This window comes from Rhodanobacter denitrificans (genome assembly GCF_003335105.1).
Taxonomy (GTDB): domain Bacteria; phylum Pseudomonadota; class Gammaproteobacteria; order Xanthomonadales; family Rhodanobacteraceae; genus Rhodanobacter; species Rhodanobacter denitrificans_A.
In genome coordinates this window covers 166,651-189,418 of the sequence record NZ_QFWQ01000008.1, presented here as the reverse complement: position 1 = coordinate 189,418, position 22,768 = coordinate 166,651, and the positions used below count along the sequence as shown (strand labels likewise).

The window sequence follows — 22,768 nt, the reverse complement described above, 5'->3', positions numbered from 1 at the left end:
CGGTGCCGGCGCGCGACTCGCTCAGCCGCGCCCGCAGCGATTGATGGTGTCGCGCAATTCGCTGGCGGCGGCACGCGCGGCCGCCGCGAAATCCTCGCCGCGACCGGCATAGAGGATCGCGCGGGACGAACTGATCAGCAGGCCGTTGCCGTCCGCGGTGCAGCCGTGCTTGAGCACCGCCTCCACGTCGCCGCCCTGGGCGCCGATGCCCGGCACCAGCAGTGGCATCTCGCCGACCACGGCGCGCACCTTGCCCAGTTCCTCCGGCCAGGTGGCGCCGGTGACCAGGGCGCAGTTGCCGTTGGCGTTCCAGTCGCGGGCAACGGTCTCGGCCACGCGCAGATACAGCGGCGTGCCGCCGCAATCGAGCGCCTGGAAATCCGCGCCGCCGGGGTTGGAGGTGCGGCAGAGCAGGATCACGCCCTTGTCGGCGCGTTCGAGAAAGGGCTGGATCGAGTCGCGGCCGAGGTAGGGGTTCAGCGTCACCGCATCGGCGCGGTAGCGCTCGAACGCCTCGGTGGCGTAGTGCTGCGCGGTGGAGCCGATGTCGCCGCGCTTGGCATCGAGGATCACCGGCACGCCGGGATGTTTCGCATGGATGTGCGCGATCAGCCGCTCCAGCGCGTCCTCGGCGCGCAGCGCGGCAAAGTGCGCGATCTGCGGCTTGAACGCACAGACCAGGTCGGCGGTGGCGTCGACGATGGCGCTGCAGAAGTCGAACACCGCATCGGGTGTGTCGCGCAGGTGGCTGGGAAACCTGGTCGGTTCCGGGTCGAGGCCTACGCAGACCAGCGTGCCATGCTCGTGCCAGCGCCGTTGCAAGGTGTCCTGGAAGCGCATGGCGGGGATCTCCGGTAAAGAACTGGTCGTGTAGTCTAGCGAAGCGCCTTCGATCACGTGCGCCATCGTCATGGATGGCGTTTCGGCTTGCTCCGGAAGGAGGCGGTTTTACCGCTTCCTTCTCATTCCAGGTCGCACCACCGCTTCCGGCAGACCGTCGAGCGCCGTTGGAGGCGCCCTGCGATTGCGTGCGCGTACGGCGACCCTCCTTGTTGTTGCCACCATGCTCGCTCCATGACGGAATCCAGCCGCCAGGCGAGGAAGGAGGGCGACATGTCGAAGGCGGCAGCGTCTTGCGGCCGTTTTGCCAGAAACCGTTTTGCCAAAAACCGGGGTTCATCGCGCTGCGTTGTTTCTGCAGAGTGCGATGTTCGGGATTTCATCGACACGCTGGCTTTCGTTTCTAAAGGTGGCGGCACGCCACTGAGGCCACGAGACACATGGCAAGCTCCCGCGCCTCCACCTGGGCAGGGCATCAAAACGGACGCCCGATCGCATTTCTGGCCGTCTTGCCTCCGCCGTATCCGACAGGCCCGGCAGTCATCCATTGCGTTTTTTGCGCCGCAGCGTGACATATCGCGTCCTCGGCGTACTAATTCGGTCCACGGGCTTAGATCGATCCAAATCCAGTCGGTCCTGATCATCTCGCCCTGCGAATGATCCCCCGCAGTCCGGGCAAGCAGCGACTTATCGCTTTGGCAGCACCCGATCCGGACATGTCCGTCGTGTTTTCAAGGTCTTGAAGCATCCACCACTGGCAAGCCGAGGGCCTAATCGACACCCAAAAATTTAGATCGATCTAATTTCAGCAAGAGAAGGCGACAATCGAGCAAATCACGCATCCGACTGCAGTGATCGAACCGGGGGGAGATCACCGCTGATTCCAGAAGGATGCACACCAAATGGGGATCAAGAGAAATGACTTATTTGCCACGCGTCTTTACTCGAAAGCCGTTGTACGCCGCGCTCGCCGTGGCGACTTTGTCGTTAGGTGGCGGCCTGGCCATGCCGACCGCCGCTTTTGCGGAGCAGGCATCGACGCCTGCCGCAACCGCCGCGGCTACGCCGTCACCCGCACAGTCGACCGATAGTTCCGCGACCAGGAAGTCAGGCAAGAAAAAGACCGGGGCGACAACCAGTCCCACCAATCTGCAGGCGGTGGTCGTCACCGGCTATCGCCAGTCGATCGACCAGAACCTCCAGGACAAGCGCGATTCCAATTCCATCGTCGAGGTCATCAACGCGCAGAACATCGCGCAGTTCCCCGCCAAGAACATCGCGGACGCGCTGGCGCACGTGCCTGGCGTGGTCATCACCCGCGAATCCGGCGAAGGCAAGACGGTAAGCATCCGCGGCCTCGCGCCCGAGCTGACGCTCACCGAATTGAACGGCAACTACGTGGCATCCGCCGATACCTCGGCCAGCCTGTCGCGCTCGTTCAACTACACGCTGATGCCCGCCAACATGTTCTCGGACATCAAGCTCTACAAGAGCCTGGAAGCGCGCCTGGACGAAGGCGGCATCGGTGGCAACGTGGACCTGCGCACGCGCCGTCCGCTGGAAATGAAGGCGAACGAAGGCTTCGTGTCCGTCAATGGAGCGGGCTCCGACAACAGCAGCAAGATCACGCCCCAGGTCTCGGCGCTGTGGTCGTGGAAGAACAAGGACGAGACCTTTGGCGTCCTGATCGCGGGCACTTACCAGAAGCGCCGGGATGTCGACTACACGGCCAACGCGTCGAGCTGGCACTGGTGGGCCAACAACTGCTCCGACCACGCAACGTGCACCCAGCCGCCCACGGATGTGCATGGCAACCAGTACGACCCCGCCGTGGCCTCCAACATCGACCTGTGGGGCAACGGCGAGGTCGACCAATCCGGCAGACAGTATTCGGGCTACTGGATGCCGCAGCAGTTCTCCACCAGCCGGAACCAGCTGGACCTGAAGACGAAGGGCGTCCAGGCCACCATGCAGTTCAAGCCCAGCGACCATTTCCTGCTGACGGGCAACTACTTCCGTTTCCAGCGGCAGCAGACCCAGATCACCAATACCCTGGAGGTTCCCGAGTGGGGCCTGCCCAGCAACAACAATTTTGACGACCAGCAGGGCCGGCTGCTCGCGCCCAACGGCCTCACCTTCGATCCATCGGGCACCGTCGTCACCGGTGCGAACTATGTGCTACCACCCCCGGGCCAGGGCTGCAACGCGACGACGAACCCCAGCACCGGCGCGCAGCGGCAGCCGGTAGACGTCTGCTCCACGGAGATCCCCTGGCTCAACGGCAATTACTCCGTCGAAAAGGCCACCTCGCAGACCCTCAACCTCGAAGGCGAGTGGGATGGCGGCGGCAACCTCAGCGGAACGTTCAACGTCGGCCGCACGTGGGCCACGGGCGGCCCGTCGGTGGAACTGGGCATGGCCGCCAAGCCGCGCAACTTCGTCAACGGGCAGTGGGTGGACGGCAGCAACGGGGCCGCGTGGACGCTGAACGGCACGCCGACCATCACCGCCTCGCCGAATGTGCTGCAGAACATGCTGGCTGGCCAGGGCCAGGTGGACCTTGGTTCGACCGGCTCCAACATGGTCAATACCCGCACCTCGCAGAATTTCGCCCAGGCGGACCTCACCTGGGCCTTCGACAACGGCTGGCTGCAATCGCTGCAGTTCGGCGCGAAGTACCGCGACAACCGCGCCCAGCAGCAGAACAACGAGTTGCGCTGGTACTGCAAGGGCACCACGCTGCAGTTCCAGACCTGCGATCCGAATGCCGGCCAGCTGCCGGCGGGCTTCCTCGAGCCGGCCATGCTCGACGGCCGCAGCGAGGCCTACAACGACAGCATCTTCCCGGCGATCAACTTCCCGGCCTACTACAACCACCTCAACTCGACCTATGACCGGGTGCTCTTCAACCATCCCGAAGACAAATCCTCCGTCCGGGAAAAGATCTCGGCGGCCTACGTCCAGGCGAACTTTGATACGGGCACGCTGCGCGGCAACGTCGGCCTGCGCTTTGTCAGCACGCAGCAGGATCTCACCGTCGCCGACCAGATCACCACCAATAACGCGGTGTATTACCACGATGCGGCCGGCAACATCCTGATCTGCCCGGCCAACGGCGTGAACGCCGGCGGTGGCCCGTGCGCGCCGGGCGATTTCCAGTACCTGCCGCGCGAACAGTCGGTGGTGCAGACCTACTCCAACGCCTCCACCTCCAAGCGGTACAACAAGCTCCTGCCGAGCTTCAACGTCGCGTGGACGTTCGCCGACGACTTCGTGCTGCGTGCCGCCGGCTCGCAGGCGATGGCACGCGCGAACTACACCGACCTCGCCCAGCTGGGCAGCCTCACCAACAACACCCAGGCCTACTACAACGACCGCAAGCAGTTCGGCGCACCCCCGCCGGGCTGGTACGGCAGCGGCGCCAACGCCGACCTGAAGCCGTTCACGGCCACCCAGTTCGACCTGGCGGGCGAGTGGTACTACGCCCCCGAATCGGTCGTCGGCCTGGACCTGTTCGAGAAGAAGGTGAAGAACTTCGTCGTACCGGTCACCGTCAACAACATCACGGTGAATGTCGGTGGCACCGAGCAGACCTTCCTGCAGTACAGCACCAACGCCAACGGCCGTTCCGGCACCTCCAAGGGCGTGGAGCTCTACACGCAGCACACCTTCCAGTCGGGTTTTGGCTACATCGCCAATTACACGCTCAACAAGACCAACGAAACACCCGTTTCGCTCGGCGACACCCAGGTGGGCAAGTCGGAGCTGATCGGCAGCGCCAAGTACGCGGCGAACGTGTCGTTGTTCTATGAAAAGAACGGGCTGCTGCTGCGCGCCACCAGCAACTGGACGGGGCGCACCATGCAGGGACTTGCCGCCGGCCTTCCCATCTATACGGAGCCTTACCACCAGATCGATCTGAATGGCGACTACGAGTTCAACAAGCACCTGATGGTGACCGCGTCGATCCTCAACCTGACGCGTTCCAAGCCGCGCTCGTACCTGGGCGGCGATACGACGGCGCGGCTGTACCAGCTCGAATATGCCGGACGCCAGTACTACGTGGGTATCACGTACAAGTTCGGTTCCGGCGACTAGGAGCCCGGGCACGGACACCCGAGGTCAGGCTCACTGCCTGACTCCGGGTGGTGTGGGGCGAGCGAGCACGGACTGCCCGCCTGACCGAGCCCATCCGTTTCGCACCGACCCCGGTTGCCGTGTATCGGGCCAGCGCGGTGGGGACGCGTCATCACCTCCTCCCCGGAAAAAAACTATGGATACATCTGCCGCACGTTCCCGCCACGGCGTCCCGTCGATCCGGAATCGCCCCGGGATCCTGGCCTTGGCACTCGCGGTCTATGCGTTGGGAAGCGTGGCCGCGACCCATGCCCGCGATGGCGATGCGTCGCCGCAAGCGATGCAGGCCGTGGATATGGCCAGCCCGCTGGTCGGCACCGCGCCGCTGGACCGGCAGGCGCTGATCGGCAATGCGCCGCCGCCGGGCGAGCCGCTGTACTCGGGCATGACATCGCCGGGGGCGAGCCTGCCGCACGGCTCGACCGAGGCGACGCCGGTCAACCTCAATGTCGATCTCAGCTACCCCGCGGGCGTCGGCATGTCGTACTACTACCCCAACCCGACGATGATCGGTTTCACCGGCGGCGGTTCGACCTATGGGGGCCAGGCATCGCCGATGATCATGCCGGTGGTGGGCGACTGGACGGTGCCGCCCGACTATGCACAGTCGACCTACGACAAGGCGAGCGAGAAGGCGTTGCCGGGCTATTACGCGATCGACCTCGCCACCTTCCACACGAAGGTCGAGCTCACCGCGACGCGGCGCAGCAGCCTGATGCGTTTCACCTTTCCGGCGAGCGATCGATCGCATGTCGTCATCAACCTGCGCCGCTCCGGCGGCGACGTGGAGGTGGTCGACGACCACACCATCCGCGGCGTCACTACAGGCGGGCATCCGGAACGCGACTCCGATGGCTCCTGGTTCGTCGCCGAGTTCTCGCGGCCGTTCGCCGGCTTCGGCACTTTCCGCGCGAACCACGATCACGCGGGCTACGGCATCGGCGACGCGGACGTGGAACAGGATCGACGTGCGGTATCCGGCAGCTATGCAGGCGCCTACGTCACCTTCGACACGAAGGCCGGCGAGCAGGTGCTGGTGAAGATCGCCCACGGCCACAGTGCCGACGAAGCCGAACAGCGGCTGCGCGACGAACAACCGGGTTGGGATTTCGAGCGCGTGCATGCCAAGGCACGCGAGGCGTGGGCGCAATTGTTCGACCGCGTCGAAGTCACTGGCGGCACGCCAAAGCAGCGCATGCTGTTCTACTCGACGCTGTACCACGCCTTCGCCAGCCCCCGGCTGCTCGCGCGCAAGGGCGAGCACTTCACTGGCGCGGACGGCAAAGCCCAGGTCGCCAGCTACGATCATTACGGCCCGGTGCCGTTCTGGGATACCGGCCGCAATCAGATCGTGCTGCTGATGCTGCTTGAGCCGGAGGTCGTGCAGGACATCATGCGCTCCGAGCTTGATCGGGCACGCGAGCGCGGCTACATGGACACCTCGTTCCACGGTGACCACGCGTCGCTGATGTACGACGGCGCGTGGCAGCGCGGCATCCCGTTCGACTACGCCGTCGCCTACACGTACCTGCGCAAGAACGCGACCGATCCCAGGGGGCCGCGCGGCTATCTCGCCGAGTACATGAAAAACGGATGGATCTCCGACATCGTGCCGCAGGGCAATCCCAGCCCGCCCTATGCAGGCGGCAAGGCGGGCGTCGCCACCACGCTGGAGTACGCCTGGGACGACCATGCGCTGGCCGACATCGCGCGCCGGCTCGGCAAGACCGACGAGGCGCAGATGTTCCTGCACCGCGCCGCGAACTACCGCCACGTGTTCGACCCATCGACCGGGTTCATGCGCGGCAAAACCGCAGACGGCAAGTGGATCGCACCGTTCGACCCGGGCGAGCCCTACTACAACTTCATGATGAAGGAGGCCTCGGGCTGGTCCACGCTGTGGCTGGTGCCGCACGACGTGCAGGGCCTGATCGACCTGCTCGGCGGACGCGCCGCGTTCAACGCCAAGCTCGACGCGTTCTTCTCCACGCCCTACACAGCCAAGGGCATCTGCCGCGATTGCACCGGCCTGATCGGTGAGTACGTGCAGGGCAACCAGCCGGATCAGCAGGCGGCCTATCTGTATGCCTGGAGCGGCCAGCCCTGGAAGACGCAGGCGCTGGTACGGCGCATTCTCGCCGAGCTGTACGGCAGCGACGCCAGCGGCTACGGCTACCCCGGGATGGACGACCAGGGCTCGACCTCGTCGTGGTACGTGCTGAGCGCGATGGGTTTCTATCCCGTCGATCCGTCCAGCTCCGACTACATCCTGGGCAGCCCGGTCTTCGACCGGGTCCGCCTGCGCATGGGCAACGGCAAGGCGCTGGAGATCGTCGCGCGCAACAACTCGGCGCGGAACAAGTACATCCAGTCCGCCACGCTCAATGGCAAGCCATGGGGCAAGCCCTGGTTCAGCCACGCGGACATCGTCCACGGCGCCACCCTGGTGCTCACGATGGGTCCCGTGCCGAACAAGGCCTGGGGTGCCGACCCGGCCGATGCGCCGCCTTCGATGTCGGCGGACGGGCGGTGAGCCTGCTCCTTCTCCACTATGGGGAGAAGGGCGGGATGAGAGACGGTCTTGGCCACGCGTTTTGGCTGGTGGCTTGATGGGGGTGAGGCTAGCCGTGGTCCCTCACCTCAATCCTCTCCCCGGAGGGGAGAGGAGGCAAACGCAAAGAGCTGTCCTCAAGCCAGCTTCTTGTACTTCACCCGGTGCGGCCGCGCGCCCTCGTCGCCCAGGCGGCGCTTCTTGTCGGCCTCGTACTCGTTGTAGTTGCCGGGGAAGAACTCCACGTGCGAGTCGCCCTCGAACGCGATGATGTGGGTGGCGATGCGGTCGAGGAACCAGCGGTCATGCGAGATCACCATCGCGCAGCCGGGGAATTCCAGCAGGGCGTCTTCCAGCGCGCGCAGGGTTTCCACGTCGAGATCGTTGGACGGCTCGTCGAGCAGCAGCACGTTGCCGCCCTGCAGCAGGGTCTTGGCCATGTGCAGGCGGCCGCGCTCGCCGCCGGACAGGCTGCCGACGATCTTCTGCTGGTCGGTGCCCTTGAAGTTGAAGCGGCCGATGTATGCGCGCGACTGGATCTCGAAGTTGCCGATGGTGAGGATGTCCGAGCCGCCGGAGACTTCCTGCCACACGTTGTTCTTCGGGTCGAGCGCATCGCGCGACTGGTCGACATAGGCCAGCTTGGTGGTGTGACCCAGCTTCACCTCGCCCGAGTCCGGCGTCTCCTTGCCCATGATCATCTTCATCAGGGTGGACTTGCCGGCGCCGTTCGGGCCGATCACGCCGATGATCGCGCCCGGCGGCACCTTGAACGACAGGTCCTCGATCAGCACGCGGTCGCCGAATGACTTGGTGACGTTCTTGAACTCGATCACTTCCTGGCCCAGGCGCTCGCCCGGCGGGATGAAGATCTCGTTGGTCTCGTTGCGGCGCTGGTAGTCGACCGAGTTCAGTTCCTCGAAGCGGGCCAGGCGGGCCTTGCCCTTGGACTGGCGGCCCTTGGCGGCCGAACGCACCCACTCCAGCTCCTTCGCGATCGCCTTCTGGCGCGACTTCTCCTGGTTCGCTTCCTGCTTCAGGCGGGCGTCCTTCTGCTCCAGCCACTCGGTGTAGTTGCCCTTCCACGGAATGCCGCGGCCGCGGTCGAGCTCAAGGATCCACTCGGCGGCGTTGTCGAGGAAGTAGCGGTCATGGGTGACCGCCACCACGGTGCCAGGGTAGTCGTGCAGGAACTGCTCCAGCCAGTCCACCGACTCGGCGTCCAGGTGATTGGTCGGTTCGTCCAGCAGCAGCATGTCCGGCTTGGACAGCAGCAGGCGGCACAGCGCCACGCGGCGCTTCTCGCCGCCCGACAACGGGCCCACCTTGGCTTCCCACGCCGGCAGGCGCAGCGCGTCGGCGGCCACTTCCAGCTGGCGCTCCAGCGCATGCGCATCGTTCGCGGCCAGCAGGTTTTCCAGCTGTTCCTGCTCCTTGGCCAGCTTGTCGAAATCCGCGCCGTCCTCGGCGTAGGCAGCGTAGACCTCTTCCAGCCGTTTCTGCGCGTCGAGGATGACCGAGACGCCTTCCTCGACCACTTCACGCACCGTCTTTGCCGGATTCAGGTCCGGCTCCTGAGCCAGGTAGCCGATCTTGGTGCCCGGCTGCGCGCGCGCCTCGCCCTGGAAGTCGGTATCCACGCCGGCCATGATCTTCAGCACGGTGGACTTGCCCGCGCCGTTGACGCCGAGCAGGCCGATCTTGGCGCCGGGGAAGAAGCTGAGCGAGATGTCCTTGATGATCTGCCGCTTCGGCGGGACGATCTTGCTGACCCCGTTCATGGTGTAGATGTACTGCGAGCTCATGCAACCTCCGAAAGCGGGCACCGCGCCGCCGGCGAGGCGGCCACGGTAAAGGGAATTCGTCAAACCGCACATTATAGCGGCTTGTGGCCTCGCGCCGATGCCGCCGCCCGGGTCCGCCCGGCGGTGGCCGCAAACGCCCGGCAGCGCTACACTTTCCGGCTAATCCCCCATCACCTGCCGAGGCCAGAATGTTCCCCAAGGACTGCACGATTGCCGGTTACGACGACGAACTGGCCCAAGCCATCGCCGACGAGGGCCAGCGCCAGGAAGATCACGTCGAGCTGATCGCCTCGGAGAACTACGCCAGCCCGCGGGTGATGGAAGCACAGGGCTCCAAGCTCACCAACAAGTACGCCGAGGGTTACCCGGGCAAGCGCTACTACGGCGGCTGCGAGTACGTGGACGTGGCCGAGAAGCTGGCGATCGAGCGGCTCAAGCAGCTGTTCGACTGCGACTACGCCAACGTGCAGCCGCACTCCGGCTCGCAGGCGAACCAGGCGGTGTACTTCGCGCTGCTGCAGCCGGGCGACAAGATCCTCGGCATGAGCCTGGCCCACGGCGGCCATCTCACCCATGGTGCCAAGGTGAACCTCTCCGGCAAGATCCTCGACGCGGTGCAGTACGGCGTCGACGAGAACGGCCTGGTCGACTATGACGAGGTCGAGCGCCTCGCTGTCGAGCACCAGCCGAAGATGATCGTGGCCGGGTTCTCCGCCTATTCGCAGGTGATGGACTGGGCGCGTTTCCGCGCCATCGCCGACAAGGTCGGCGCGTACCTGTTCGTGGACATGGCCCACGTCGCGGGCCTCGTCGCCGCTGGCGTGTACCCCAGTCCGCTGCCGCATGCGCACGTGGTCACCTCGACCACCCACAAGACGCTGCGCGGCCCGCGCGGCGGCATCATCGTCGCCAGGGGCGCTGGCGAGGAGATCGAGAAGAAGCTGCAGTCGATCGTGTTCCCCGGCATCCAGGGCGGCCCGCTGATGCATGTGATCGCGGCCAAGGCGGTGGCGTTCAAGGAAGCGCTGGAGCCGGCCTTCAAGGAATACCAGGCCCAGGTGGTGAAGAACGCCAAGGCGATGGCGAAGACCATCATCGCGCGCGGCTACAAGATCGTCTCCGGCGGCACCGAGAACCACCTGATGCTGGTCGACATGATCGGCAAGCCGATCACCGGCAAGGATGCCGAGGCCGCGCTGGGCAAGGCGCACATCACGGTGAACAAGAACGCCGTGCCGAACGACCCGCAGAAGCCGTTCGTCACCTCCGGCCTGCGCGTGGGCACCCCCGCCGTCACCACCCGCGGCTACAAGGAGGCCGACTGCATCGAACTGGCCAACTGGATCTGCGACGTGCTGGACGCGCCGACCGACGCAGCGGTGATCGCCCGCGTGCGCGAGGCGGTGACGGCACAGTGCCGGAAGTTCCCGGTGTACGGCTGAAAGCGAGAAGTGAGTCGAAAGGAGTGAGAAGTGAGAAAAAGCCGCCGCTGATGCTTTCCTCTCGTTTCTCACTTCTCTACTCTCACTCCTGAACTTATGCATTGCCCCTTCTGCCAGCACGAAGACACCCGCGTGATCGATTCGCGGCTTGCCGAGGACGGTGCCACCGTGCGCCGTCGGCGCGAGTGTCCGCAGTGTGGTGAGCGTTTCAACACGTTCGAGACGGCCGAGCTGAAGCTGCCGGCGATCGTGAAGAGCGGCGAGCGGCGCGAGGCGTTCGACGAACGCAAGCTGCGGGTGAGTTTCGAGCGGGCGCTGCAGAAGCGCCCGGTGGCCAGTGACGCGGTGGACGCCGCGGTGCGCGCGATCATCAACGACCTGCGCCGCAGCAGCGAGCGCGAGGTGCCGTCGCGCCAGGTCGGCGAACTGGTGATGCGCGAGCTGAAGAACCTCGACCAGGTCGCCTACGTGCGCTTCGCCTCGGTCTACCGCAAGTTCGAGGACGTGCATGCGTTCCGCGAGGAGATCGAGAAGCTCGAGCGCGACCTGCCGGGGCTGTCCGATCTGCAGCTGCCCTTGCTTGGCGGCGGCAAGCGGGAAGGCAAATGACGTGACACCCGCAGGGGGCTTTGGCTTCCCTGCGGGAGCGCACCCCGTGCGCGGAAAATGTCGCCGTATCGCAAGCTTTTCGCGCACTGGGGTGCGCTCCCACCAAGGCGCGGCATCGTGACCGACTCTTTTTCGGCGGCTGATCACATCCACATGGCGCATGCCCTGCGCCTGGCCGAGCGCGGCCTGTACACCACCCAGCCGAACCCTCGCGTGGGTTGCGTGATTGCGCGCGACGACGAGGTGGTCGGCACCGGCTTTCATCAACGCGCCGGCGAGCCGCATGCCGAGGTGTACGCACTGCGCGAAGCGGGCGAGCGGGCGAGCGGTGCCACCGCCTACGTGACGCTGGAACCGTGCGCGCACCACGGCCGCACGCCGCCGTGCGCCGATGCGCTGGTGGCCGCCGGCGTGTCACGGGTGGTGATCGCGGCGGAGGATCCGTTCCCGCAGGTCGACGGCCGCGGCATCGGCAAGCTGCGGGCCGCCGGCATCACCGTCGAATCCGGTCTGATGCGTGAAGCGGCGCGCGCGCTGAACTGCGGCTTCTTCAGCCGGATCGAGCGCGGCCGTCCGTTCGTGCGGGTGAAGCTGGCGATGAGCCTGGACGGGCGCACCGCGCTGGCCAGCGGCGAATCGAAATGGATCACCGGCGCGGCCGCACGCGCCGACGTGCAGCGCTGGCGCGCGCGCAGCTCGGCGATTCTCACCGGCAGCGGCACCGTGCTGGGCGACGATCCGCAGCTCACCGTACGCTTGCCCGACGACGCGGCGTTCATGCCGCCGCTGCGCGTCGTGCTGGACCGTCGGTTGCGCACGCCGGCCGGCAGCCATGTGCTGGACGGTTCGGCGCCAACCCTGCTGCTGCACGGTGCGGCGGCTTCCTGCAAGGACGACCGCTTCGCGCGGGTCGAGCGGCTGGCGCTGGCCACGCCGGACGACGCGCTCGACCTGCGCGCCGTGCTGGCCCATCTGGCCGGGCGAGGCTGCAACGAGGTCCAGGTGGAGGCCGGCCCGACCCTGTGCGGCGCGCTGTTCGCCGCCGGCCTGGTCGACGAACTGCTGCTCTACGTCGCCCCGCTGCTGCTGGGCGACGCCGCCCGCCCGCTGCTGCAACTGCCGACACTCGGCGAGATGGCGCTGCGCTGGCAGCTGCGGGTGGTCGACCAGCGCATGCTCGGTGCCGACTGGAGGCTGCAATTGCGCCCGGCGTGATCCGTTCGGGTGTGCGCACCGGCGAACGCTGCATTCGCCACGGCAGAACGCGAGCCGGCGGGGCGGCGGTGCTAGACTTCGCCAGCCGGCGATGTCGGCAGACATTACATAGCGTCTTCAGGGCGGGGCGAAATTCCCCACCGGCGGTAGGCCCCGGTTTTTACGGTTTGGGGGCGAGCCCGCGAGCGCTCACGGCAACCGCCGTGAGGTCAGCAGATCCGGTCCAATGCCGGAGCCGACGGTTGGAAGCGGGCGACCGCTTCCTCACAGTCCGGATAAAGAGAAGACGGCAGGGCGGGCGCTTCACGGCGCGTGCCTGGCCCCATGCCTTGAGGCGTACTCGCTCACAACATGCGGGATACGTTTCATGAAAGCCATTGCATCCATGCGGTCCATCCCCCTCCCGCCGGAGGTGCGCTGATGTTCACCGGCATCATCCAGTCCGTGGGCCGCGTGGCGCGGCTCGAACCGCGCGGCGGCGACGTGCGGCTGCATGTCGATACCGCCGGCCTCGACCTCGCCGACGTGCAGCTGGGCGACTCGATCGCCGTCTCAGGCGTGTGCCTCACCGCGATCGCGCTGGAGCCGCGCGGTTTCAGCGCGGACGTCTCCAACGAAACCTTGTCGCTGACCTCGCTGGGCCAGCTGAAGGCCGGTGACCCGGTGAACCTGGAAAAGGCGCTGCGCCTGGCCGATCGGCTGGGCGGGCACATGGTCTCCGGCCACGTCGACGGCCTCGGCAAGGTGGTTTCGATCGCGCCCGATGGCCGCTCGCAGCGCTGGACGTTCGAAGTGCCGGCGGCGTTGTCGCGCTACATCGCGGCGAAAGGCTCGGTCTGCATCGACGGCACCAGCCTTACCGTCAACGAAGTGTCGGGCTCGCGATTCGGCGTCAACCTGATCCCGCACACCGTCGAGCACACCGCGTTCCACGTGCGCCGCGTGGGTGACGCGGTGAACATCGAGGTGGACGTGGTGGCGCGCTACATCGAGCGGCTGCTGTCCGCTGGCGGGATGCCGAAGCTGGACGAGGCCTTCCTCAAGCAGCACGGCTTCGCCTGATCCTTGCCGTCATTCCGGCGGAAGTCGGAATCCAGTGCCTTTAGTCTTCACGTCTAGCTATGGCAAAGCGGAAGACACTGGATTCCAGCTTGCGCTGGAATGACGGGCCTTTCACCGAATCCCCTATCCGACTCCCGAATCCCATGGCCTTCAACACCATCCCCGAAATCCTCGAAGACATCCGCGCCGGCCGCATGGTCGTGTTCCTCGACGACGAGGACCGCGAGAACGAAGGCGACCTGATCATGGCCGCGCAGATGGTGCGGCCGGAGGACGTGAACTTCATGGTGCGCGAGGCGCGCGGCCTGCTCTGCCTCACGCTCACCGAGCAGCGCACGCGGCAGCTCGGCCTGCGCCCGATGGTCAGCGACAACACTTCGGTCTACCACACCAACTTCACCGTCTCGATCGAGGCGGCGGAGGGCGTCACCACCGGCATCTCGGCGCACGACCGCGCGCGCACGATCCAGGTGGCTGTGAAGTCCGATGCGAAGCCACAGGACCTGTCGCAGCCCGGCCACATCTTTCCGCTCACTGCACAGCCGGGCGGCGTGCTGACCCGTGCCGGGCACACCGAGGCGGGCTGCGACCTGGCCGCGCTGGCCGGGCTGGAGCCGTCGGCGGTGCTGATCGAGATCCTGCACGAGGACGGCTCGATGGCGCGCCGGCCGGAGCTCGAAATCTTCGCGCAGAAGCACGGCCTGAAGATCGGCAGCATCGCCGACCTGATCCGCTACCGCCTGGAAACCGAAAAGACCGTGCAGCGCGTGCACGAGGAAGACGTGGATACCGAGTTCGGCCCGTTCCGGCTGGTGGCTTACCGTGACGCGATTCGCCGCGGCCTGCACTACGCGCTGGTGCGCGGCAGGGTCAACGACGGCGCGCCGGTGCTGACCCGCGTGCACGTGCGCAACACCTTGTCCGACGTGCTGCACCTGAAGCGCGACGATCTCGGCCTCACCGTCACCTCGGCCCTGCGCCGCATCGCGGACGAGGATCGCGGCGTACTGCTGGTGCTGTCCGGCGAAGACACCCCGGAGGCACTGCTGGCCCGGCTCAACCGCCAGCCCGGTACCCAGGCGCCGGAAGAGGCGCAGCAGCAGGAGTGGCGCCAGCTCGGCCTCGGCGCGCAGATCCTGGCCGACCTCGGCGTGCGCCGCCTGCGCGTGCTCGGCACGCCGCGCAAGATGGTCGGCCTGGGTGGCTTCGGGCTGGAAGTGGTCGAATACGTCTGAAACCACCTTCGCTGCGTAGGGCGGGTACTACCCGCCGGCCTTTGCATTTGTCTTGTGCTTGACGTACAGCGGCGGGCGGTACCCGCCCTACGCAGCGGCTCTGGTCCGCCATGACTCCGCCCTGCAGCCATTGCTTCGGCACCGTATGATCGACTCATGTCTGAAACCCGCATCCGCCTGATCGCCCCCTCCGGCTACCCGCACGACCGCGCCGCGATGGCGCGCGGCGTGGCGCGATTGCGCGAGGCCGGTTGCGCATTGAGCGGCCTGGAGGTGCTCGAGCGCAGCGAGCAGCGCTACGCCGGCAGCGACGCGCAGCGGGCCGGCGACCTCAATGCGCTGGCCACGCTGGACGAACTGCCGGATATCGCGCTGGCGATCCGCGGCGGCTACGGCGCCACCCGCCTGCTGGCGCAACTGCATTACGACGCCTTGCGCGAACGGCTCGGCGGCGGCAACGCCGTGCTGGTCGGCCACAGCGATTTCACCGCCCTGCAACTGGCGCTGCATGCGAAGAGCGGCCTGTGCACGTTCAACGGCCCGATGCTGGGCGCCGACTTCGGCGCCGAAGCGCTCAGCGAATTCACCTGGCGGCACTTCTGGGACACCGTGCGCTCCCCTTCGGCGCAGGTCGAGTGGGTCACCGCGGCCGACGCCGAACTCGACGTCGAGGGGCCGCTATGGGGCGGCAACCTGGCCGTGCTGTGCAGCCTGCTCGGCACGCCGTATTTCCCGGGCATCGATGGCCGCGGGATCGACGGCGGCATCCTGTTCGTCGAGGACGTGGGCGAGCCGCCGTTCCGGATCGAGCGGATGCTGTACCAGCTGCACCTGTCCGGCGTGCTGGGGCGCCAGCGCGCGCTGCTGCTGGGCCATTTCAGCCAGTGCCGGCCCAGCAGCTACGACAACGGCTACGACCTGGCCGACAGCTTCGCGCAGATCCGCCGGGCGAGTGGTCTGCCGGTGCTCGGCGGCCTGCCGGTCGGCCACGAGCCGGACAAGTTCACCCTGCCGTTCGGTGCACCGGCGCGGCTGCAGGTCGCCGGCGGCAAGGCGCAACTGTCCTTCAGCGGCTATCCGCATTTGCCGCCCGGCGTTTGAGCGTGGATCCTCCCCTGGGGCAAGCAGGAGAGGGATCCAATCGGGCAGGATCCCCGGCAAACCCGTAAAATGCCCGCTCTGCATGGGCCGCGCGTCCACCCAAGGAAATCCGCAATGAAGACCATCGAAGGCGATTTCGCCACCCCGAAAGGCCGTTTCGCCATCGTCGCCGGCCGTTTCAACGGCTTCGTCGTGGAACCCCTCGTGGCCGGCGCGCGCGATGCGCTGCTGCGCCACGGCGTGAAGGACGACGCGATCGAACTGGTCCGCGTGCCGGGCGCGTGGGAGATCGCGCTGGCCGCGCACAAGCTGGCGAACTCCGGCAAGTACGCCGCGGTGATCGCGCTGGGCGCGGTGATCCGCGGCGCCACCCCGCATTTCGACTTCGTCGCCGGCGAATGCGCCAAGGGCCTGGCCCAGGCCGCCTACAGCTCCGGCGTGCCGGTGGCGTTCGGCGTGCTGACCACCGACAGCATCGAGCAGGCGATCGAGCGCGCCGGCACCAAGGCCGGCAACAAGGGCGCCGACGCCGCGGTCGCCGCGCTGGAGATGGTCAACCTGTACGGGAAGCTGTGATGCACACGCGTCCTGAAGGCATCGATCTGGCCGCGCGCTCGCGCGCCCGCCGCCGCGCCTTGCAGGCGTTGTATGCGTGGCAGCTCTCCGGCAGCCACATGAACGCTGTGATCGAGCAGTTCCGCCACGAGCAGGACATGGAAGTGGCCGACCTCGACTACTTCGAGGACCTGCTGCACGGCGTGGAGAAGAACGTCGACGCACTGGACGCCAGCCTGCGCCCGCATCTCGATCGCGAAGTGGCGCAGGTCGACCCGATCGAACGGGCCGCGCTGCGGCTGGCCGCATACGAGCTGAAGTTCCGCCCCGACGTGCCGTATCGCGTGGTGATCAACGAGGCGATCGAGGTCACCAAGCGCTTCGGTGCCGACCACGGCCACAGTTACGTCAACGGCGTGCTGGACAAGCTGGCCGGCGAACTGCGCGCGGTCGAGAAGCGCGGCTGATGCCGGGCGCCGCGGGGTCGCCGGGCGGCCAGGTGCCGGAAATCGAGACCGCGCGGTTGCGCCTGCGCGCGCACCAGGCCGGCGATCACGCCAGCTGCACGGCAATCTGGTCGGATCCCGCGGTCACCCGCCACATCGGCGGGCGCCCGTTCACCGCCGAGGAAGTGTGGAAGCGGCTGCTGCAGTATCGCGGGCTGTGGGCACTGCTCGGCTACGGCTATTGGGCCGTCGAGGAAAAAGCCAGCGGCCGCTACGTCGGCGACGTCGGTTTCGCCGACTTCGCGCGCGAACTGCAACCCTCGTTGCGGGACATGCTGGAGTGCGGCTGGGTACTGGCGCCGCAGGTGCACGGCAACGGCTATGCGAGCGAGGCGGTGGCGGCGATCGCGGCCTGGGCCGAGGTGCAGTTTCCCGAACGGCGCATGGTGTGCATCATCGCGCCGGAGAACCAGGCGTCGATCCGGGTCGCGGAGAAAGCCGGCTTCCGCCTGTGGCAACCGTCGACCTATCACGACAGCCCCACCCTCGTGTTCAGCCGCTGACCTTGCATGGGGGCTTCCCCGATGGAATTCGACCTGATCGAACTGATCCGCCGGCACGCCGCGCAAGCGCGGGATGACGTGCGCATCGGCATCGGTGACGACGCCGCCGTGCTCGCGGTGCCGGCCGGGCAGGAACTCGCGGTGGCGATCGACACCCTGGTCGAGGGCGTGCACTTTCCGCGCGGCACCGCGGCCGCCGATATCGGCTGGAAGGCGCTGGCGGTGAATTTGTCCGACCTCGCCGCGATGGGTGCCAGCCCGGCCTGGGCGCTGCTGGCGCTGACCATGCCCAGCGCGGACACGGCCTTCGTCGAGGGTTTTGCCGAGGGTTTCGCCAGGCTGGCGCAACCGCAGCGTCTGGCCCTGGTCGGCGGCGACACCACCCGCGGGCCGTTGACGATCAGCGTGGCCGTGCACGGCTTCGTGCCGCCGGGCCAGGCGCTCACCCGCGCCGGTGCGCGTGCCGGCGACGCGGTGCTGGTCACCGGTACGCTGGGCGACGCGGCCGCCGGCCTGCATGCGGTGCAGCATCCGCCGCGCGACGACGACAACCGCGCCGGGCTGCGCGCGTTCCTGAGCGAGCGGCTGAACCGCCCGACGCCGCGGCTGGCGGCTGGCGCCGCGCTGCGCGGACAGGCCACGGCGTGCATCGACATCTCCGACGGACTGATCGCCGACCTCGGGCACATCTGCACGGCCAGCGGCGTCGGCGCGGAGATCGAGGCGGCGTGGCTGCCGCGCTCGTCGGCGCTGCTGGAGCTGTACGACGAAACCACCGCGCTGCACTTCGCCCTGAGCGGCGGCGACGACTACGAATTGTGCTTCACCGCGCCGGCCGCCCGCGTCGCCGAACTGCAGGCCGGCCTGGCCCGGCTCGGCTGCGGCGCCACGAAGATCGGCCGTATCGTGGAGGGCGAATGCGTGCGGGTGCGTGCCGCCGACGGCTCGTGGCTGGCCACGGACCGGCCAGGCTGGGAGCACTTCGCGTGAGCGCGAAGAAGACCCTCAGTGCAGAGCAGCGGCGCGCCCTGCTGGCCACGCCGGCGGGCTGGCTGGCCTGCGGCTTCGGTTCGGGCCTGGCGCCGGTGGCGCAGGGCACCTTCGGCTCGCTGGCCGCGCTGCTGCCGTGGCTGTTCCTGCGCCGGTTGCCGCTGCCGTTCTATCTGCTGGCGGTCGTGGCCGGCTTCGCGATCGGCGTATGGGCCTGCAACGTGGCCGGCCGTGCGCTCGGTGTCGACGACCACCGCAGCCTGGTGTGGGACGAATTCATCGGCCAGTGGATCGCGCTGTTGCCGCTGCTGGTGCTGCCCGCACCGTGGTGGGCGATCGCATGCGGCTTCGTGCTGTTCCGCCTGTTCGACGTGTGGAAGCCGTGGCCGATCCGCTGGCTGGACCGGCGCGTGAAAGGCGGGATGGGCGTGATGGCGGATGACGTCGTGGCCGGGGTTTTCGCCGCGGCGGTACTGTACCTGTCGTTCAAACTCGAATACGGCGCATGAAGCTGCAAGCCGGAAACGTCGAGTAGCGAATCGATTTTCAACGCGGCGTCGCAAATAAATACGAAACGTCGATCGGACTTTCAGCCGGTCGTAGCTTTCGGTATGCGATTCATTTGGAATGATCTTGCACGGCCCGCAGAGCGTCGTGCATGATGACCGGACCGGTTTTGTGTCCCATTCCGGCGCAAGGGGAGGTCTGCAACCAGGCCTCTGCAGCTGGCTTCGTTCCGGATGGCCAGGAATGCAAGTTGAAAATCAGGGGGAAAGGATGGATTTCGTAGCAAGGAATATTTTTACGGCTTTGGTCGTGGTACTGCCCATGTCGACGGCTTTTGCGCAAGGCGTGGGAGTTTCTGCTCAAAACCCGACCAACTCGGTCGCCGTTGCGCTGCATGACAAGGATGCTTACCTCCATCAGCAGTATTCGCCCGATACGCTGCCGAAGAACGTTTTCGACGCCATAACGCAGCACGGTGCGAAGCCGGTCGGCTTCAAGCGCATAAGCATCGAATCGAAGGTCGTGGTCGACAAGATGGGTGTGGCAGTGCCGGTTTCATCCGAGTCGGAGAGCATTTACGAGAATGCCGGCAATGGTTTTGTCAGACAGGTGGGCGTGACGAAGTTGAATGGTTTTGAGCAGAGTTATTTCTTCGCGCTGAACTATAGAGGTGTCATGGCGCTGCGCGCCCAGGGCATTTCGGTGAATGCCACGACCATGCCGCCCATTGCTGACACGATCAGCGTCAACCACATTGATGGTTCGGTCGAGGGTTCGCATTTTTCCTATGCGGCGACCGAGACCACCAACATGCCGGGCTCGGCAACGATCGAGGTCCGCTACGACTGTTCGGCTGGCAAATCCTATCCGGCCTCGCAGATAAATCCGATGATTCAAGGCCCGGCGCACGACGTGGAATGTCATTCCTTGAACGTCAATGGCGTCGTGATAGGCATCACGCGTTATGGCTATCTTGAGAAATATGGCGTTGCCGTCCTCATTCATTCCAAAAACCCCAGCCTCGAAACAAGCAAGACGGTAACAAGTTTCAAGGAAGAGTAAGCCCGGGCCTGGAATGCCGGCATCAGCGAGCCGGTTTTGTGTCGTGTCCTGACTCGACACGAAGCCGGTTGCGCTGTGTCGGGTGCCTGCATCCGGAGCACCCAGGGTAAAAAGCAGCGCTACGCGTTGGATCGCGATAGTCGGGCGGTAATGCACGGGAAGCGCCGGAAGGGGCCGCGCCAGCGCCTGCGGTTCGAACACCTGGCGCAGGCATCGAGCGCCTGCGCCAGGTGGTGCAGCAGGCGCTCAACTGGCCGCTTCCAGCACGATGCGGTAACGAGCCTTGCCCGCTTCCAGATGGGCAAGGGCGTCATTGACCTTCGCCATCGGGAACATTTCCACCTGCGGGCGGATGTCGTGGCGGGCGGCGAAGTCCAGCATGCGGGCGATGTCGACCGGCGAGCCGGTGGGCGAGCCGGAGACCTCGCGCTGCTTGCCGATCAGGCTGAACGCCGGTACCGGGATCGGTTCCAGCACCGCGCCGACCACGTGCATGCGGCCCTTCGGGGCGAGCGTGCCGAGCAATGCGTTCCAGTCCATCGCCACGTTGACGGTGACCAGCAGCAGGTCGAGCGAGCCGGCGATCGCCTTGATCGCGGCGCTGTCGCGGCTGGCGACCACGCGGTGCGCGCCGAAGCCGCGCGCCTCGTCGGCCTTGGCCATGGTGGAGGTGAACGCGGTGACCTCGCAGCCCCACGCCGCGGCGAACTTCACCGCCATGTGGCCGAGCCCGCCGATGCCGACCACGCCGACCCGCGCGGTGGGCTTGATGTCGTAGGCGAGGAACGGCTTCAGCACGGTGATGCCGCCGCACAGCAGCGGGCCGGCGCTGGCCAGGTCGATGCCTTCGGGCAACGGAATCGTCCACGCCCAGTGCGCGCGCAACCTGTCGGCGAAGCCGCCGTGGTGGCCGCCGATGGTCGCCACCGATTGCGCGCACAGGTTCTGGTCGCCGGACAGGCACTGGCGGCAATGCATGCAGCTCCCGGCGGTCCAGCCGATGCCGACGCGCTGGCCGATCGACAAGCCCTTTGCCTGCGCGCCCAGCGCGACGACCCGGCCGATCACCTCGTGCCCGGGGATGAACGGATAGCGCGAGCCGCCCCATTCGTTGCCGATCATCGACAGGTCGGAGTGGCAGATGCCGCAGTAGTCGACCGCCACCTCGACTTCCTCGGCGCCCAGGTCACCCACGTCGAACGTGGCCAGCTTCAGCGGTTGGCCGGCCGCGCTGGCGGCCCAGCCCGTGATCGAGGACATGGCGAACTCCGGTGGTGGCGGGAACACAAGACTACGCCGTTGTATCGCGCCCGAGGATTGGACATGCTGGCGGCCTTTCCCGCCACAGGAGCATCCCCATGCTTTACCGTCGACTCGGTACCTCCGGCCTGCAGCTTTCCGCGCTGTCGTTCGGCGCCTGGGTCACCTTCGGCCGGCAGGTGGGGCGCGCGCAGGCGCGCGAGCTGCTGGCGCTGGCGCACGAGCGCGGGGTGAATTTTTTCGACAACGCCGAAACCTACAACAACGGCGTGGCCGAGCAGGTGATGGGCGACGTGCTGGCCGACTTGCGCTTCCCGCGCGACAGCTGGTGCGTTTCCAGCAAGGTGTTCTTCGGCGCGTACGACAAGCCGCTGCCGACCCAGCGCGGGCTGTCGCGCAAGCACGTGATGGAAGCCTGCCACCAGGCGTTGCAGCGCCTGCGCGTGGACTATCTGGACCTGTACTTCTGCCATCGCCCCGACCCGGACACGCCGATCGCGGAAACCGTCGCGGCGATGGACACGCTGGTACGCCAGGGCAAGGTGCTCTACTGGGGCACCAGCGAATGGCCGGCCGAGGCGATTCACGAGGCGCACCGGATCGCCCGCGAGAACCATCTCTTCGCGCCGGTGATGGAGCAGCCGCAGTACAACCTGCTGCACCGCGAACGGGTGGAGGTGGAGTACGCGCCGCTGTACGAGGCCTATGGCATGGGCACCACGATCTGGTCTCCGCTGGCGTCCGGCCTGTTGAGCGGCAAGTACAACGACGGCGTGCCGGCCGACTCGCGGCTGGCCCAGCCCGGCTACGAGTGGCTGCGCGAAAGCGTGCTGGGCCACGGCGACGAGCGCCTGGCCAAGGTGCGCGCATTGCAGCCGATCGCTGCCGAACTGGGCACCGGCCTGGCGCAGCTAGCCATCGCCTGGTGCCTGCTCAATCCGCACGTCTCCACCGTGATGCTGGGGGCCAGCAAGCGCGAACAGCTGGAGCAGAACCTGGAGGCCTTGGAACTGCTGCCGCGACTGGATGCGGCGGTGGCGCAGCGGATCCGGCGGGTCGTCGAGGCGGGGTGATGGAGGAAGGCGGTTGACAGTATAATGAGAATCATTATCATCAAAGGCGTCGCCGCCTTCGCTGGAAATCCCGATGCCCGTCCTGTCCCTGCGCCAACCGTCCTCGTCACGCCCCATCCCGCGGCCGGCATTGCCGGCTCCAGTCGCGACGATCGCCCGACGCGTCTCCAGCCAGGCGCTGCTGGAAGGTGAACGCGAACTGGTGATCCAGCATCAGGGCAGCGAGTACCACCTGCGCCTGACCCGCAACGACAAGCTGATCCTGACCAAGTAGCGGCGACGCCGGTCTTCCGCGCGGCCGGCGATGGCCCGTAC

Annotated in this window: 19 protein-coding genes and 1 riboswitch; of the genes, 16 read left to right on the top strand and 3 right to left on the bottom strand. The window is 66.7% G+C overall.

Annotated elements, in window-relative coordinates; translation table 11 throughout:
• Positions 1 to 21 precede the first annotated feature (21 nt).
• Positions 22 to 840, bottom strand: coding sequence for an orotidine-5'-phosphate decarboxylase (pyrF, locus tag DEO45_RS13900; protein ID WP_114344777.1), 819 nt, complete (start codon positions 838 to 840; stop codon positions 22 to 24).
• A gap of 1,005 nt (positions 841 to 1,845) precedes the next feature.
• Here pyrF and DEO45_RS13895 point away from each other — a divergent pair.
• Complete coding sequence (locus DEO45_RS13895; RefSeq protein WP_223250877.1) at positions 1,846 to 4,938, top strand: TonB-dependent receptor; 3,093 nt, start codon at positions 1,846 to 1,848, stop codon at positions 4,936 to 4,938.
• Positions 4,939 to 5,182: 244 nt separating this feature from the next.
• Entirely contained in the window at positions 5,183 to 7,510 is a 2,328-nt protein-coding gene (locus DEO45_RS13890) for a GH92 family glycosyl hydrolase (protein ID WP_223250876.1), read from the top strand.
• A gap of 155 nt (positions 7,511 to 7,665) precedes the next feature.
• Here DEO45_RS13890 and ettA read toward each other — a convergent pair whose 3' ends face one another.
• A complete protein-coding gene (gene ettA / locus DEO45_RS13885; protein ID WP_114344771.1) occupies positions 7,666 to 9,333 on the bottom strand; it encodes an energy-dependent translational throttle protein EttA in 1,668 nt (555 codons plus the stop codon).
• Between the two features lie 188 nt (positions 9,334 to 9,521).
• On the opposite strand from ettA, the gene glyA reads away from it, so the two are divergent.
• From glyA to DEO45_RS13825, 12 genes are all read left to right on the top strand, one after another.
• Positions 9,522 to 10,775: a serine hydroxymethyltransferase gene (gene glyA, locus DEO45_RS13880; protein WP_114344769.1), complete on the top strand. Its 1,254-nt coding sequence runs from the start codon at positions 9,522 to 9,524 to the stop codon at positions 10,773 to 10,775.
• A 96-nt stretch (positions 10,776 to 10,871) separates the two neighbouring features.
• The gene (gene nrdR / locus DEO45_RS13875) at positions 10,872 to 11,384 is read left to right on the top strand and encodes a transcriptional regulator NrdR (RefSeq protein ID WP_114344766.1); all 513 of its coding nucleotides are present in this window, start codon (positions 10,872 to 10,874) and stop codon (positions 11,382 to 11,384) included.
• A 153-nt stretch (positions 11,385 to 11,537) separates the two neighbouring features.
• A complete protein-coding gene (gene ribD / locus DEO45_RS13870; protein ID WP_114344764.1) occupies positions 11,538 to 12,599 on the top strand; it encodes a bifunctional diaminohydroxyphosphoribosylaminopyrimidine deaminase/5-amino-6-(5-phosphoribosylamino)uracil reductase RibD in 1,062 nt (353 codons plus the stop codon).
• 109 nt (positions 12,600 to 12,708) lie between these two features.
• Positions 12,709 to 12,891, top strand: a riboswitch (FMN riboswitch).
• 128 nt (positions 12,892 to 13,019) lie between these two features.
• Positions 13,020 to 13,661 carry a riboflavin synthase gene (locus DEO45_RS13865; protein WP_114344762.1) on the top strand — a complete coding sequence of 214 codons (642 nt, stop codon included), beginning with the start codon at positions 13,020 to 13,022 and terminating at the stop codon, positions 13,659 to 13,661.
• Between the two features lie 143 nt (positions 13,662 to 13,804).
• Positions 13,805 to 14,896: a bifunctional 3,4-dihydroxy-2-butanone-4-phosphate synthase/GTP cyclohydrolase II gene (gene ribBA, locus DEO45_RS13860; protein ID WP_114344759.1), complete on the top strand. Its 1,092-nt coding sequence runs from the start codon at positions 13,805 to 13,807 to the stop codon at positions 14,894 to 14,896.
• A 156-nt stretch (positions 14,897 to 15,052) separates the two neighbouring features.
• Positions 15,053 to 15,997, top strand: coding sequence for a muramoyltetrapeptide carboxypeptidase (ldcA, locus tag DEO45_RS13855; RefSeq protein ID WP_114344757.1), 945 nt, complete (start codon positions 15,053 to 15,055; stop codon positions 15,995 to 15,997).
• 114 nt (positions 15,998 to 16,111) lie between these two features.
• Entirely contained in the window at positions 16,112 to 16,573 is a 462-nt protein-coding gene (gene ribH, locus DEO45_RS13850; protein ID WP_114344755.1) for a 6,7-dimethyl-8-ribityllumazine synthase, read from the top strand.
• Positions 16,573 to 17,019 carry a transcription antitermination factor NusB gene (nusB, locus tag DEO45_RS13845; RefSeq protein WP_114344753.1) on the top strand — a complete coding sequence of 149 codons (447 nt, stop codon included), beginning with the start codon at positions 16,573 to 16,575 and terminating at the stop codon, positions 17,017 to 17,019. Before ribH ends, nusB begins: the two co-directional genes overlap by 1 nt.
• On the top strand, positions 17,019 to 17,561 hold the full coding sequence (locus DEO45_RS13840) for a GNAT family N-acetyltransferase (RefSeq protein WP_114344750.1): 543 nt from the start codon (positions 17,019 to 17,021) through the stop codon (positions 17,559 to 17,561). Before nusB ends, DEO45_RS13840 begins: the two co-directional genes overlap by 1 nt.
• 21 nt (positions 17,562 to 17,582) lie before the next feature.
• Positions 17,583 to 18,551 carry a thiamine-phosphate kinase gene (gene thiL, locus DEO45_RS13835; protein ID WP_114344747.1) on the top strand — a complete coding sequence of 323 codons (969 nt, stop codon included), beginning with the start codon at positions 17,583 to 17,585 and terminating at the stop codon, positions 18,549 to 18,551.
• The gene (locus DEO45_RS13830; protein WP_114344745.1) at positions 18,548 to 19,060 is read left to right on the top strand and encodes a phosphatidylglycerophosphatase A family protein; all 513 of its coding nucleotides are present in this window, start codon (positions 18,548 to 18,550) and stop codon (positions 19,058 to 19,060) included. Before thiL ends, DEO45_RS13830 begins: the two co-directional genes overlap by 4 nt.
• Before the next feature lie 241 nt (positions 19,061 to 19,301).
• Positions 19,302 to 20,120 carry a hypothetical protein gene (locus DEO45_RS13825; protein WP_147269699.1) on the top strand — a complete coding sequence of 273 codons (819 nt, stop codon included), beginning with the start codon at positions 19,302 to 19,304 and terminating at the stop codon, positions 20,118 to 20,120.
• Positions 20,121 to 20,366: 246 nt separating this feature from the next.
• Here the strand turns inward: DEO45_RS13825 and ahr are convergent, their stop codons facing one another.
• Complete coding sequence (ahr, locus tag DEO45_RS13820) at positions 20,367 to 21,380, bottom strand: NADPH-dependent aldehyde reductase Ahr (protein ID WP_114344741.1); 1,014 nt, start codon at positions 21,378 to 21,380, stop codon at positions 20,367 to 20,369.
• A gap of 98 nt (positions 21,381 to 21,478) precedes the next feature.
• On the opposite strand from ahr, the gene DEO45_RS13815 reads away from it, so the two are divergent.
• A complete protein-coding gene (locus DEO45_RS13815) occupies positions 21,479 to 22,453 on the top strand; it encodes a potassium channel beta subunit family protein (RefSeq protein ID WP_114344739.1) in 975 nt (324 codons plus the stop codon).
• Positions 22,454 to 22,526: 73 nt separating this feature from the next.
• A complete protein-coding gene (gene hemP / locus DEO45_RS13810; protein ID WP_114344729.1) occupies positions 22,527 to 22,727 on the top strand; it encodes a hemin uptake protein HemP in 201 nt (66 codons plus the stop codon).
• Positions 22,728 to 22,768 lie beyond the last annotated feature (41 nt).